Here is a 14,384-nt window from a genome sequence, read left to right as displayed (position 1 = left end):
ACCGCTCAGCGGTTCGTGCTCTCGAAGATCTTGTCCGCCGAGGCGGCGACGAAGCCCTGATAGAGCTGCCCGTCCGGCTTCGCGAAGCGCTTGGCGAACTCGTAATAGCAGGACGGGATCGTCAGATCCCCATCGGTGAAGGCGGTCGGCACCTCGGTCGCCATGGTCGAGCACTGCTCGAGCAGGACCTCCGGGCTGCCCTTGATGAGGCCGCCCGAGCGGTTCATCCGGAAGCCCGCATCCTCGATGAAGGCCGCGAGGGAGGGCAGGTCGTCGAAGCTCTTCAGCGCGTTGACGAAGATCGTGAAATGGTTGGCGCAGAAGCCGAAGGCGGCCATCCAGCCGGCATATTCGGATTCCTCGTAGAGCGCTTCATAGGTCTGGGTGTCGACGTTCCAAAGCCGCCCGGCCGTGACGAGATCCGGGCTCTGGAGATCCTCCTCGGAGAGCTGCGAGATCAGCTCGCGCACGGTCTCCTGCAGCTTGCCGCTGAACTCCGCGAGCAGGAGCTCGGAGATGAAGACCTTGGGAAGCTCGGGGTCCTCATGGGCGTAGTAGCGCGCGAAGAGGCGCTTCTGCTCGAACCGGTACTCGTCGCGCGGCGAGTAGCCGAGTTCGAGGAATGGGCGGGCGAGGGCATCGATCCCGAGGCGCGGATCGTCGAAGGTCCGGAAGGCGACATGGTCGTTGACCACATGCTCGCCGCGCTCCTCGAGCAGGCTCCGGATCTTCTGCGCCTGCGGGGTCAGCTTGGCGTATTGCGCCCAGAGCTTGTCGAACAGCGCTTCGGGAGTGGCCATGACGGCGGTCCTTCTGAAATCAGTCTTCGTTCTTCAGCGCGGCGAGCACGGCGAAGGGGGAGTCCGGGTCGGCGGCCTTCTTGCGCTGCGGGCCGGAGGAATAGGTGCGGGGGCCTTTCTGCGGCGGCTTGCCCTTGCGCGGCCCCTTGCCGCCGGGCTTGCCCTTCTGCCCCTCGCCCTTGCCGCCGGGGCGGCCCTTCTGCGCGCCCTTCCGTCCGCCGCCCTGCGTGCGCCGCTGCGGCGGAGCCCAGCGCCAGAGGGTGACCGTCTCGGTGGTGGGTTCACCCTTGGCTTCGGCGCCTTCGGCCTCGCCGTTCCCGGATGCTGCGGGCTGCGCAGGCGCTTGCGGTTCGCCGGCGGCCTCGGCAGGCGTTTCCGGCGCAGCCGTTTCCGCGGGCTCGTTTCCGGCAGGGGAGGCCGCCGTCTCCGCCGCCTTGCCATCCTCAGGCGCGGCCGGGGCCTCCGCAGGCGCCTGCTCGGCTTCGGGGGCGGCGGGCGCGGGCGCCTCGACCTCGCGCGTCACCGTCGACTTCTTGTAGCCGAGGCTCTTGAGCACGCCTTCGAAGGGCTCGCCGGACACCCCGACAAGGCTCATCATCCGAGAGCCGGCCTCGAAGCCTTCCTTGCCGGCATCCGAACGCGCGCTGCGGATTTCCTGCGCGAGGCGCTCGAGCATGTCGATGCGCACCGCACGCTCGCCCGAGGGGCGGTAGCCATAGGCGTAGTAGAAGGCATGCGGGGTCTGCTCGTCGGCCTCGACGCTCGTCGCGCCGGCCTTGGGCGGCGCAAAGGCGTCGGGCTCGGTCTCGGTCCACAGGGCCCAGAGGAGGGCGAGGAACTGGGCCGGAGCCGGCTTGAGGAGCGCCGGCAGGAAGATCGTGTACTCGCCGAAGCGCACGCCGAGATCGCGCAGCTTGGCGCGCTCGTCCTGTTGCAGCGCCTTGATCTCGTTGGCGATCTGGCGGCGCGAGATGGCGCCGAAATTCTCGATCAGCCGGAAGGCGACGCCGCGCGCTCCGGGGGAGAGGACGTCCGGCCCCTCGCCGCCGCGGTTCACCGCCTTCTGAAGCGCGACCAGCGGCCCTGCGAGGCCCTCGACGCGGTCGGCGATCCAGTCGCGGACGCGGTCCTCGATCACGGGCAGCGCGTTGGGAGGCAGATGCTCGATGCCGACCAGGCGGAAATCGGGCCGCAGGGGCTGGGGCCCCTTTACGAGCCGCGCGATCTCGGACCGGCGCCACCAGACCGTTCCGCCCTCGCCGAGCGAGAATTCCTCGTTCTTGGCCGCCGCCAGCGCCGAAGCCCGCGCCGCCAGTTCCGGTCGCAGCGCCTTGAGCGCCGCGAAGCGCACCGCCTTGGCATGAGGGCCCTGGGCGCGTGGATCCAGGACGAACTGGAACCCGAGCAGCCGTCCTACGAATTCGCCTTCCACGATCACTTCTCCGCCTTCGGTGACGCCCGCAAGGAGAGGAGCGTCGTCTTTGAGTTTCTTGAGCAGAACAGAGGTGCGCCGGTCAACGAAACGCTGTGTCAGCCGTTCGTGAAGCGCGTCCGAAAGCGCATCCTCGATTCGCCGGGCTTCGTCCTGCCAATGGCTCGCCCGCTCCAGCCAGCCGGGGCGGTGCGAAAGATAGGTCCAGGTCCGCACATGCGCGATCCTCGTGGACAATGCATCCACATCGCCCGCCGTGGAGCTGAGTTTCTGCAGCTGCGCGCTGACGAATTCCTCCCGGATGCGGCCGCGCTCGAGAAGCTGGTGATAGACCTCGCCGAGCATCACGGCATGCTGGTCGGGCGTGACCTTGCGGAAATCGGGGACCTGGCAGACCTCCCAGAGAAGCTTCAGCGCCGCCCCGCCGCGCGCCATGTCGCGGATGTCGTGGCGCTTGGACAGGCGCCGCAGCGCATCCTCGTCGTCGCCCATGCGCGCCCGGACGAGCTCACGGCGGTCCGGCGTCGTCTCCAGGCTGCGCAGGAGGTTGGGCAGGCTGTCGAAGCGGAGGCGGTCGGAGCGCCATTGCAGCGCGGTCACCGGCTCGAAGCGGTGCTCCTCGACCTGTTCGACGAGATCTTCGGGAAAGTCCGGACAGTCCGCCGTGGAGCCCCAGCTGCCATCCTTGACGTGGCGGCCCGCGCGCCCGGCAATCTGGGCGACCTCGGCCGGGAAGAGATTGCGGCTCTGCCGTCCGTCGAATTTCCGCGCGCCGGCGAAGGCGACATGGTCGATATCCATGTTCAGCCCCATGCCGATCGCGTCGGTCGCGACGAGATAATCGACCTCGCCTTCGTTGTAGAGCGCCGCCTGCGCGTTGCGGGTGCGCGGGCTGAGCGCGCCCATGACCACGGCCGCGCCGCCGCGCTGCCGGCGGATCAGCTCGGCGATGGCGTAGACGTTGTCCGCCGAGAAGGCGACGATGGCCGAGCGGCGCGGCAGTCGCGTGACCTTCTTGTGGCCCGCATATTCGAGATGGCTGAAGCGTTCGCGGCTGACGAAGTCGATATCCGGGATCAGCCGCGCCAGTATGCCCCGCATCGTGTCCGAGCCGAGCAGCAGCGTCTCGTCCCGCCCGCGCGCGTGAAGGATGCGGTCGGTGAAGATGCGGCCGCGTTCGGCATCGGCGGCAAGCTGCACCTCGTCGATGGCGAGAAAGCTGACATCCCGTTCCAGCGGCATCGCTTCGACGGTGCAGACGAAATAGCGGGCTGAACGGGGGATCACCTTTTCCTCGCCGGTGACCAGGGCGACCGCCTGGCTGCCCTTGCGGGCGACCATCTTGTCGTAGACCTCCCGCGCGAGGAGGCGCAGCGGCAGGCCGATCATGCCGGAGCTGTGCGCCGCCATGCGCTCGAGCGCATAGAAGGTCTTGCCCGTATTGGTCGGCCCGAGGACGGCCGTAACGGGCCGCTCGGCGGAGGAGAGGAAGCTGGAGGGCATGAATCTGTCGAAGGGGACTTAGCGCAGGCGTGCGGTTCGAACCAACACCTGGATGCGGGGCCGCGCTCTTCGGCGGGAAGGACGCTTTTCACCGGCCGGGCGCAGCGCGTAAGCAGCGGCAGCGCGAAGCGGGAAGGGCCGGTGATGCAAGCGACCGAACGCGATACCAGCCACGAATGGGCGCGGGGGGCGCGATGACGCGGCCCGTTCTTCAGGAGCGCCGTGTCGCGGTCGCGCCCGGGCGCCGCCTGCACCTTGCGGGGCTGGAGCCGCAAGACGCGGCGCCTGATGCGCCCTTCGTCCTCTATGATGCCGGCGCCTTCGGGATCTATGCCGACGGGGCCCATGTCGTGCGCGCGCTCGCGGCTCGCGGCGCGCGCGCCTGGGCCTATTCGCGGGCGGGGCTCGGCGACAGCGACGACCTGCCGGGCGGGGTCGTGCCGGACCCTTACTGGCATGCGGGCGACATGCTGCGGCTTCTGGAAAGGCTCTCGCCGCGGGGGCCGCTCGTCCTCGTCGGCCACTCGATGGCGGGCCTGCGCCTGCATGCCCTCGCGGAGATCGCGGGCATCGAGCTTGCGGGACTGGTCCTTGTCGATGCGGTGACGCCGAGCTGGATCGTCTCGCGGACCCAGCGGGCCGGAACCCGGTTTTTCGGCAGCGCTCTGGCGCTGGCGGAAGGGGCCGTGCCGCTCGCCCGCGGCCTCGCGCCGGTCTATCCGAACGGGATGCGGCTGACGGGCAAGGAGCGGGAGGACAAGCTGCGCTCGGTCGCCTCGCCGCGCCACTTGCGCACGACGCGGGCCGAGCTGTCAGCCGTGGGCGGAAGAGGGCTCCGCTCCCGCCTGGCGGCGCGTCATGGCGTGCCCATGATCTTCATGCCGGCGGGCATGGTCGCACGCGGCACGGCGGCGCTGGCCGAGGAGGGCCGCAGCAATGGTTCGCGCGTGGAGATCATCGATATGAGCGGCTGGGGCCATGCGAGCATCCTGTCCCCCGAGCCTGCCGAAGCGATCGCGGAGGCCGCGCTCCGCCTTGCGCGAAGCGCGGCCTCCGCGGGCGCTTAGCGGTATTGCTGGATGCGGGTGGCGCGCAGCCCCTGCATGCCGTGGCGGTCGATCGCCTTTTCCCAGGACATGTATTCTTCCTCGGTCAAGCTGTACCGGTCGCAGGCGCTTTCGAGGCTGAGAAGCCCGCCCCGGACGGCGGCGACCACTTCGGCCTTGCGGCGGATGACCCAGCGCTTCGTCGTCCTTGGCGGCAGATCGGCGATCGTCAACGCCGTGCCGTCCGGGCCGATCACGTAGGGCTGCTTGCTCTGAGCCGCTGCCGCAACATTCCCTTGTGTTCCAGCCATCGAACCTACCACTCCCAGAAACTGTGTCGTCTTGAGGAGGCACAGTAGTGCGGCGTTCTGAAGAAACGGCTAAGTTCAAAGGTGAACATAGGCTTACCATGAATGTAGAAAACTGCGTGCAAAGGCCAGATTCTGTTCTTCCTTGGCACAAACGCCCCATGGCGGAGCAGGTTTCGGCCAAGCCATGCCATTCGCTTGACGGGGAGGCCGGGGGAGGCCATGCGAGCGCCTTCTCAGTGCCCCACACCTTACCGCCCCGTTCAGGAGGTCCCGATGAACCCCTATCGCACGCATAATTGTGGCGCCCTGCGCAAATCGGATGTCGGCGAGACCGTCACCCTTTCGGGCTGGGTCCACCGCAAGCGCGACCATGGCGGCCTGCTCTTCATCGACCTGCGCGACCATTACGGCCTGACGCAGATCCTGTGCGAGCCCGAGGCACCCTTCTTCGATCAGGTCGAGGCGGTGCGCGCCGAAAGCGTGATCCGCATCGAGGGCAAGGTGGTCGCCCGCGACGAGGGGCAGGTGAACGAGACCCTGCCCACCGGCGAGATCGAGGTCCGCATCACGAAGTTCGAGGTCCTGTCGGCGGCGGGCGACCTGCCCCTGCCGGTCTTCGGCGAGCCCGACTATCCCGAGGACATCCGGATGCGGCACCGCTATCTCGACCTGCGCCGCGAGACGATGCATTCGAACATCATGCTGCGCAGCCGGGTGATCAGCGCGCTGCGCCAAGGGATGGAGCAGAACGGCTTCACCGAGTTCCAGACGCCGATCCTGACCGCGTCGAGCCCCGAAGGCGCGCGGGACTTCCTCGTGCCCTCCCGGCTTCACCCGGGCAAGTTCTTCGCGCTGCCCCAGGCGCCGCAGATCTTCAAGCAGCTGATCATGGTGTCGGGCTTCGACCGCTACTTCCAGATCGCGCCCTGCTTCCGCGACGAGGATGCGCGGGCGGACCGTTCGGCGGGCGAGTTCTATCAGCTGGACGTCGAGATGAGCTTCGTCGAGCAACAGGACGTCTTCGACGCCACCGCGCCGGTCGTCCACCGCGCCTTCGAGCTCTTCGCGGGCGAGCGGAACGTCGATCCTTACGAGGACTGGCCGCACATTCCCTATGCCGACGCCATGCTGAAATACGGCTCGGACAAACCCGACCTTCGCGTGCCGCTCGAGATGCAGGTCGTCACCGAGCATTTCCGCGATTGCGGCTTCAAGATCTTCGCCCAGATCGCGGCCGACGATCAGCAGCAGATCCGCGCCATCCCGGCACCGGGCGGCGGCTCGCGCGCCTTCTGCGACAGGATGAACTCCTGGGCGCAGAAACAGGGCCTGCCGGGCATGGCCTATATCATGTTCGACGAGGGCGACGGCAAAGGACCGGTCGCGAAGAATATCGGACCCGAGCGGACCCATGCAGTCCGCGACCAGCTCGGCCTGAAGGCGGGCGACGCCGTCTTCTTCGTCGCGGGCAAGCCGAAGGACTTCGAGGACGTGGCCGGCAAGGCGCGCGTCGTCATCGGCGAGGAACTCGGCCTGATGGACAAGGACCGCTTCGCCTTCTGCTGGATCGTCGATTTCCCGATGTATGAGTGGGACGAGGATCACAAGAAGGTCGAATTCGGCCACAACCCCTTCTCCATGCCGCAAGGGGGCCTCGCCGCGCTCGAGAAGGCGAAGACGGCCGAGGAGCAGCTCGCGCTCAAGGCGAACCAGTACGACCTCGTCTGCAACGGCTATGAATTCGCCTCTGGCGCGATCCGGAACCACAAGCCTGAGATCATGTACAAGGCCTTCGAGGTGGCGGGCTATGGCGCGGAAGTGGTCGAGGAGAAGTTCGGCGGCCTGCTGAACGCCTTCAAATACGGCGCGCCGCCGCACGGGGGCATCGCCTATGGCGTCGACCGCATCGTCATGCTGCTCGCCGAGCAGGAGAACATCCGTGAGGTGACGATGTTCCCGCTGACGCAAGGGGCCGAGGACCTGCTGCTCGGCGCCCCGGCGGAGGTTTCGCCCGAGCAGCTCAAGGAGGTGCACATCAAGCTCTCCAAGCCGATCACCGAGAAGGCGGCGCCGCCGCCGATCGACGTTCAGGAGTAGGAATAAGGAGCGCCGATGAGAGAGCCGGTGTCTTGCTAGGCTTACCTCTGGGCGTCAGTGCTTGCGAAGGATCTCTATAAGTGACCTGCCTTTGCGGATGTCACTCGTCTTCGCGTTCATGTTCCTTTGCTCGGGTGCGGCTGCTTTCTTGGCGGCCGCGTCGCGGCGTGAACGGTTCGTCCTTCCGGCGAGCATAGAACTCGTTACTGCCGTAATAGCCGAGATGCTGTGGCCAAGCATTAGATGGCTCGACGATCGCGCAGGGGAATCTCCGCAGTAGTAGAAGTCATGGCGGCAGCTGACCTCTACCTACGGCGACGGAACCAAAAACGCATCAGGCGAGCGATAGAGACAAATAAGATAACGGTAAATAAGTTTCCCAACCAGCCGAAATGTCGAAACAATATATCTGATATATATAGAAAAAATGCTGCTATGAATGGAAAAGATATGAATAGTATCAGTAGATTCTTCTTTTCCCTATCCGTGTAGGTATGAAAATCTTCATCATTCATCGGTAGTTTTTTCCATATGAGGTAAAGTCAGTTATGGTATTACATGGAGGCATGAATCAAGAAGTTTTCTGTTAAATTCTCGGCGCAGTGCACAATTTACCGGGTGTCTTGAGCCGGGCAAGTTTTCTAAGCCGATCTTATGACATAGTCATCTAAGTACAATGAGAATGCGAGATCAGCCCCACTTCGGCGGGGCTTTTTCTTGGCGCGCCCGAAGCCGGGAGGAGGCGAGCGAATATTTGCCAGCGGCTGCGACCCTAAGCGTTTGGAATAATCCACCAAATCTGCCTCCCGCGGCGCAAAAACGCGCTGACGGGGCTTTACCGAAGCGTCATTGTCTGCATGAATTCCCCTGCCGGTTGTAAAGGCGCGGCCGGCGACCGCAGGCCGATAGGCAGGGAAATTCCTATGAAACTGTTCCGTACGCTGCTTCTTAGCAGCACGATCCCGCTCGCCCTGACGAGCGTCGCTGCTGCGCAGCAGGCCGATCCGCTTATCGCGGACCGGGACACGGTCAGCTTCGATGCGGCCGATCTGAAGATCGCGCCGCGCGGCGCGTCCCGGTCCGAGCGGGTCCGCGCCTTCCTGAGCACGAAGGTCGATGCGCAGGCGGCGGACGATCTCGTCCTCGTCGAGGAGCGCGTGGGACGATCGGGCCGCGTGCACCAGCGCTTCGAGCAGAAGATCGGCGGACGCAGGGTCTATGGCGCGAATGTCACCGCCAGCTTCGGCGAAGACGGAGAGATGGTCCGGCTGCACGAGCGCGTGCGCCGCGGCGCCGACCGGCGCATCCTGCCCGCCGGCATAGACGCGCAAGAAGCGCTGCGCATCGCGCTCGCCGAGCATTTCCCGCAGGCGCCCGTGCCCCGGGCCGCGACGGCCGAAGGCGTGACGACCGGGTTCGCGCCCGCAGCCTTCTTCTATGACGCGCCGGAGGTCGAAGAGGTTCTGGTCGCGCGCGGGCGGGGCGCCCTGCAGACGGGCTTCCTCGTCAAGGCGTGGAGCGCGGAGACCAACGAACTCTACCACACGCTGGTCGACGGCCGCGGCAAGATCGTCCATGTCGAGGACCGCACCGCGCGCGATAGCTACGGCATCTTCCCTGACCACCCCGGCAATTCCGCGCAGACTGTGGTGCAGGGCCCGGGCGCGGGGAATGCGCAGTCGCCTGCCGGATGGCTCTTCTCGGGCAGCCATTCGCGCTTCGACATCAGCGGCAACAATGTCCGCGCCTATCTCGACACCAATAATGACAACAGGCCCGATGGCGGCGGCGCCACCGTGTCGAACGGCAATTTCACGACCGCGGCCAATCTGAGCGGCGATCCGTCCACGACGCAGAACCGCGAAGTCGCGATCCAGAACCTGTTCTACCTGAACAACCGCATCCACGACGTCCTCTACGATCACGGCTTCACCGAGAGCACGGGCAACTTCCAGGAGGACAATTTCGGCCGCGGCGGCCGGGGTTCCGACTCCGTCAATGCCGAGGCGCAGGACGGCGGCGGCGTGAACAACGCCAATTTCGCGACGCCCTCGGACGGCTCCAATCCGCGCATGCAGATGTATATCTGGGATCTGACCAATCCGCGGCGGGACGGGGACCTCGACTCCGATATCGTCTGGCACGAATACGGACACGGCCTAACCTGGCGCATGATCGGCTCCATGTCGGGCCCCATCTCGGGCGCCATCGGCGAGGGCATGGCGGATGTGCTGGCGATCCTGCAGAACGATGACGACCGCGTCGGAGAATATTCCGCGAACAACTCGCGCGGCATCCGCCGGGCGCGCTACACGAACTACCCTTACGACCTGTCCAATTTCACCGGCCAGTCGGTGCATAGCGACGGCGAGATCTATGCGGCGGCCATCTGGTATCTCAAAGGCCTGTTCGAGCAGGAGGGGCTGACCAGCGGCGACCTCCTGGACACGCTGATCGAGGGGATGAACTTCACCGCTCCCGGTCCCGACTACATGGACATGCGCAACGGCATTCTCGATGCGGCGCCCGCATCGCAGGACTGCCTCGTCTGGGAGGCCTTCGCCCAGTTCGGCATGGGGCAGGGGGCGAGCATGTCGTCCTATTCCGCCAATGCCAGCTACTCCGTTCCGAGCACCTGTTCGGGCGGCGGCGGCACGCCGGACCCGCAGCCCGGCACCGGACCCGAGCTCAGCAATATCGCGGCCGGCACGGCCTCGATCTGGTGGGGCTACTACTGGTACGCCCAGACGCTGCTGACGGTGTCCGAAGGCGGCGCGCCGAAATCCGGCGTCTCCGTCACCTTCGACTGGTCGGGCACGGCCGGGTCCTGCACGACCGACGCGAACGGTCAGTGCCGGGTCGACTCGCCGACCTATCGCAGCAGCCGGGTGGGCTACACGACCTTCACCGTGCGGACGATCGCGGGCGAGGCGCCGACGGCGGCGAGCGGCATTCCGCTCAGCTTCCAGGTCAGCCGGCCGTAGGACACGCGAAGAGCCGGGCGCAGCGCCCGGCTCTTCGTCCGATCTGGGAAAGGCGGCTTCCCGTGCGGGAGCCGCCTTCTTCGTGTCAGCCCTGGCGCCGCGCGAGAAAGGCGAGGCGCTCGAAGAGGTGCACGTCCTGCTCGTTCTTGAGGAGGGCGCCGTGAAGCGGCGGGATCGCCTTGCGCGGGTCCTGCTCTCTCAGCGTGGCAAGGTCGACGTCCTCGACCATGAGAAGCTTCAGCCAGTCGAGAAGCTCCGACGTCGAGGGCTTCTTCTTGAGGCCCGGCGTCTCGCGCAGCGCGTAGAAGCGCGTCAGCGCGTCGCGCACGAGATCCTGCTTGATCGAGGGGAAGTGGACATCGACGATGTCCTTCATCGTCTCCTCGCCCGGGAACTGGATGTAGTGGAAGAAGCAGCGGCGCAGGAAGGCGTCGGGCAGCTCTTTTTCATTGTTCGAGGTGATGACGATGACCGGCCGCTGGCGTGCACGGACGGTCTCGCCGGTCTCGTAGACGAAGAACTCCATCCGGTCGAGTTCCTGGAGGAGGTCGTTCGGGAACTCGATATCCGCCTTGTCGATCTCGTCGATCAGCAGCACGGGGCGCTCCTCGCTGGTGAAGGCCTCCCAGAGCTTACCCTGCTTGATGTAGTTCGAGACATCGGTCGCCCGCTCCTCGCCGAGCTGGCTGTCGCGCAGGCGCGCCACCGCGTCATATTCGTACAGGCCCTGCGCCGCCTTGGTGGTCGACTTCACATGCCAGGTGATGAGCGGCATGCCGAGCGCCTTGGCGACCTCCTCGGCCAGCACGGTCTTGCCGGTGCCCGGCTCGCCCTTGACCAAGAGCGGCCGCTCCAGCGTGACCGCGGCATTGACGGCGACCTTGAGGTCGTCGGTCGCGACATAGTCTTTCGTGCCTTCGAACTTCATGGCTGTCGTCTCTTTGGTTGGGGACCTTATTTCAGGCCGATGGCTTCGAGCCGCTGGCGCAGGAACTCGCCTGCCGTAATGTCGGGGTCCTCGCTCCCGTCGCGGCAGCTCTCGAAGACCGACAGGACCGCATCGGGGCGCGGGTGCAGGAAGAAGGGCATGGAATAGCGCGAGGTGTTCGGCCCCTCGGGATTGACTACCCTGTGGGTCGTGGCTGGCAGGCGGTCATTCGTGATCCGCGCCAGCATGTCGCCTGAGTCCACGATGACCGCATCCGCCGGCGCCTCGATGGCGCGCCAGCTGCCGTCGCGCTCCTGCAATTCGAGCCCGGCCGAGGAGGCGCTGACGAGGAGGGTGATGAGGTTGATGTCCTCATGCGCCGCCGCGCGGATCGAGCGGGGGTCGGCGTCCTCTTTCAAAGGCGGGTAGTGCAGGAGGCGCAGGACGGAATTTCCGCCCTCGGCCATCTTAGAGAATGTATCCGCAGGCACGCCGAGCGGACCTGTCAGCGCGTGCAGGAGGTGCAGGCCGAGCCTGTCGAGCGCATCGTAGAGCCACTGGACCTCGGCCTCGAAGGCTTGGGGCCGCTCGGGCCAGACATTGGGCGCGATCGCGTCGCGCCCGACATGCCAGAACTCTTTGAGGTCCGGCGCGTCGCTGTCCTTGGCGTGCTCCCGGCCGAAGGCGGTGTAGCCGCGCTGGCCGTCGCGGCCGACGACGTAAGCCATCTTCTCGTCCTCGGGCAGGGCGAAGAAGGCTTCGATGGTGGCATAGGCGTTGTGAAGGCGCGTCAGGTCGATGCCGTGATCGGTGACGACGACGAAGCCGGTCTCGGCCAGCGCGTCATGGAGCCGCTGGCCGAGGGTCTCTCCGGCGGAGGAGAGCGCGATCTGGGGGACGGTTGTCATGGCCCCGTCAATAGAGGCAGATCGCGCTTCCGGGCAATGGCCGGGCTCAAGCGGCCTCGACGCCCGTATCCCATTTCGGCGACCAGTCCGGGTTCACCATCCGTCCGTCGGGGCGCATCAGGCCGTAGAGCGTCTTCATGTCCGCCGCGCTCAGGTCCCAGCCGAAAATGTCGAAATTCTCCCGCAAATGCTCTTCGGAGGTGGCCTTGGGGATGGCGGCGACATTGGCCTGTTGCAGGTGCCAGCGCAGGACGACCTGAGTCGGTGTCTTGCCGTGATATTCGGCGACGCGTTTCACCGCGGGATTGTCGAGCACCGTCCCCCGGTCGCCGCGGCCGAGCGGCGAATAGCTCGTGAACAGCATGTCGAAGCCGCGCGCGGTCTTCAGGATCGGGTCCTGATCGAGTAGGGGGTGGTATTCGCACTGGATGTTGGAGAGCCGCTCCGAACAACTGGTCAACGCTTGCAGGAGCTGGTCCTGATTGTAGTTGGAGACGCCGATCAGCTTGGCTTTGCCGGAGGTCTTGCAGGTGGCGAGCTGGCTCACCTGGTCCTCGATCGGCATGTCGCCCACGGGCCAGTGGAGGAGCGCCATGTCCACCTGGTCCATCTGGAGCTTGTCGAGGCTCTCAGAGAGCGCGCCGACGACTTCCTCTTTCTTGATCCGGTCCATCCAGACCTTGGTGGTGACGAAGATCTCCGACCGGTCGATGCCCGAATCGCGGATGCCTTTGCCGACCGCTTCCTCGTTTTCGTAGACCGCGGCCGTGTCGATGTGGCGGTAGCCGATCTCGATCGCCTTCGCGACGGAACTCGCGCAGGTCTCGCCTTCGAGTTTCCAGGTGCCGAGGCCGAGGCGCGGGATCTTCGCGTGATCGGTCGTATGGTAGAGCATGTCTGCCTCCGTGGGTTGTCCGTCGGTCGTGCAACACGGTCCGGCGGCGCCCGGTTCGGCCCCGACGGCGCGAGAGGCTTGAGGCGAAACGACGCCTCCGGCAGGAGGGCAGGAACACGTCTTATCTTCGGAGGTCTTCATGGCGAGCGGCGACGCGACCGGTAACGAGTTCCTCAGCAACGACTTGCTGGTGGCGCGCAGGAACGAAGCCTGCCCCATGGGCCTGCCGTCCAAGTCCGGCATCTATGCCGACCGCGCGGAAGGCGCGGAGCTGTGGGACGTCGAGGGCAAGCGCTATATCGACTTCATCGCCGGCATCGGCGTCCTCAATGTCGGGCACCGCCACCCCAAGGTCGTCGAGGCCGCCAAGGCGCAGATCGACAAGGTGATCCACACCTGTTTCGGCGTCGCCCAGTACGAGCCCTATGTCGAACTCGCCGAGCGCCTGAACGCGCTCGTCGCCAAGGCTGGCGGCGGCGGGTCCGCCTACAAGACCATGTTCATGAACACGGGCTCGGAGGCGACCGAGCATGTGTGCAAGTTCGCGCGCCGCATCACCGGGCGGCCGGGCCTGATCGCCTTCGAGGGCGCGTTCCATGGCCGCACGCTTCTGGCGACGGCGCTGACCGGCAAGGCCGTGCCCTACAAGGTCGGCTTCGGCCCGCTGCCCCAGGACGTCTATCACGCGCCCTATCCCAATGCGTATAACGGCATCAGCGTCGAGGGCGCGCTCTCCTGCCTGAACCACATTCTCGAGACGAGCACGCGGCCAGAAGACGTCGCGGCGATCATCGTCGAGCCGGTGCAGGGCGAAGGCGGCTTCGTGCCCGCGCCCAAGGCGTTCCTGCGCGGCCTGCGCGAGCTCTGCGACAAGCACGGCATCCTCTTCGTCGCCGACGAGGTGCAGACGGGCTTCGCGCGCACGGGCTCCATGTTCGCGATCGAGAAATCGGGCGTCGAACCCGACTTCCTGATCTGCGCCAAATCGATCGCGGGCGGCCTTCCGCTCTCGGCCGTGATCGGCAAGACGGACCTCTTCGACCAGATCGCGCCTGGCGGCATGGGCTCGACCTATGGCGGCAACCCCGTCGCCTGCGCCGCCGCGCTCGCCGTCCTCGACGTGATCGAAGAAGAAGGCCTGATCGAACGCGCCGAGAAGATCGGGGCGAAGATCGAGGCGCGCTGGACCGACATCCAGAACGGTGTCGGCAAGGGCGTCTTCGGCGAGGTCCGGAGAGTGGGCGCCATGGCGGCGGTCGAGCTCGTGCAGGACGGCGACCCGTCCAAGCCCAATACCGATGCCGCCGCGGCGATCCAGAAGGAGGCGCGCGATCGCGGCCTCATCTTCCTGACCGCCGGACGCAAGGCGCAGGTGATCCGCACCCATGTGCCGCTGACGATCTCCGACGCGCTGCTCGACGAGGGGCTCGACATCTTCGAGGCGGCGGCGGGCGAGGTGCTCGGCTGAACGCGCCGCAAG

Annotated in this window: 10 protein-coding genes; 4 read left to right on the top strand and 6 right to left on the bottom strand. The window is 66.2% G+C overall.

Annotation, left to right across the window (positions count from 1 at the left end):
* Nucleotides 1-5: 5 nt before the first annotated feature.
* Together IE88_RS0106505 and IE88_RS0106500 are read right to left on the bottom strand one after the other, a co-directional pair.
* Nucleotides 6-800, bottom strand: a complete 795-nt coding sequence (locus tag IE88_RS0106505) for a DUF1338 domain-containing protein (protein ID WP_031551900.1) — start codon at nucleotides 798-800, stop codon at nucleotides 6-8.
* 19 nt (nucleotides 801-819) lie between these two features.
* Entirely contained in the window at nucleotides 820-3,735 is a 2,916-nt protein-coding gene (locus tag IE88_RS0106500; protein WP_031551897.1) for a helicase-related protein, read from the bottom strand.
* 194 nt (nucleotides 3,736-3,929) lie between these two features.
* Between IE88_RS0106500 and IE88_RS17205 the strand changes: the two genes are divergently transcribed.
* Entirely contained in the window at nucleotides 3,930-4,802 is an 873-nt protein-coding gene (locus IE88_RS17205; RefSeq protein WP_162178306.1) for an alpha/beta fold hydrolase, read from the top strand.
* Here IE88_RS17205 and sciP read toward each other — a convergent pair.
* On the bottom strand, nucleotides 4,799-5,092 hold the full coding sequence (gene sciP / locus IE88_RS0106490) for a CtrA inhibitor SciP (RefSeq protein WP_051881601.1): 294 nt from the start codon (nucleotides 5,090-5,092) through the stop codon (nucleotides 4,799-4,801). The two genes, IE88_RS17205 and sciP, sit on opposite strands and share 4 nt — an antisense overlap.
* A gap of 273 nt (nucleotides 5,093-5,365) precedes the next feature.
* On the opposite strand from sciP, the gene aspS reads away from it, so the two are divergent.
* Nucleotides 5,366-7,189: an aspartate--tRNA ligase gene (gene aspS, locus IE88_RS0106485; RefSeq protein WP_031551887.1), complete on the top strand. Its 1,824-nt coding sequence runs from the start codon at nucleotides 5,366-5,368 to the stop codon at nucleotides 7,187-7,189.
* Nucleotides 7,190-8,112: 923 nt separating this feature from the next.
* Nucleotides 8,113-10,173 carry a M36 family metallopeptidase gene (locus IE88_RS0106475; RefSeq protein WP_051881600.1) on the top strand — a complete coding sequence of 687 codons (2,061 nt, stop codon included), beginning with the start codon at nucleotides 8,113-8,115 and terminating at the stop codon, nucleotides 10,171-10,173.
* A gap of 85 nt (nucleotides 10,174-10,258) precedes the next feature.
* On the opposite strand, the gene IE88_RS0106470 is transcribed toward IE88_RS0106475, so the two are convergent.
* The 3 genes from IE88_RS0106470 to IE88_RS0106460 are packed head-to-tail and all read right to left on the bottom strand — an operon-like array spanning nucleotide 10,259 to nucleotide 12,904.
* A complete protein-coding gene (locus IE88_RS0106470) occupies nucleotides 10,259-11,101 on the bottom strand; it encodes an AAA family ATPase (protein ID WP_031551877.1) in 843 nt (280 codons plus the stop codon).
* Between the two features lie 26 nt (nucleotides 11,102-11,127).
* Nucleotides 11,128-12,009, bottom strand: a complete 882-nt coding sequence (locus IE88_RS0106465) for an isopenicillin N synthase family dioxygenase (protein WP_051881599.1) — start codon at nucleotides 12,007-12,009, stop codon at nucleotides 11,128-11,130.
* Nucleotides 12,010-12,055: 46 nt separating this feature from the next.
* Complete coding sequence (locus IE88_RS0106460; RefSeq protein WP_031551870.1) at nucleotides 12,056-12,904, bottom strand: aldo/keto reductase; 849 nt, start codon at nucleotides 12,902-12,904, stop codon at nucleotides 12,056-12,058.
* A 139-nt stretch (nucleotides 12,905-13,043) separates the two neighbouring features.
* On the opposite strand from IE88_RS0106460, the gene gabT reads away from it, so the two are divergent.
* Nucleotides 13,044-14,372: a 4-aminobutyrate--2-oxoglutarate transaminase gene (gene gabT / locus IE88_RS0106455; RefSeq protein ID WP_051881598.1), complete on the top strand. Its 1,329-nt coding sequence runs from the start codon at nucleotides 13,044-13,046 to the stop codon at nucleotides 14,370-14,372.
* Nucleotides 14,373-14,384: the final 12 nt, after the last annotated feature.

The sequence above is a fragment of the Parvularcula oceani genome (assembly GCF_000733125.1).
GTDB lineage: Bacteria > Pseudomonadota > Alphaproteobacteria > Caulobacterales > Parvularculaceae > Parvularcula > Parvularcula oceani.
Note: the sequence above shows the minus strand (reverse complement) of the source record. Positions and strands in the feature narration are given on the sequence as shown.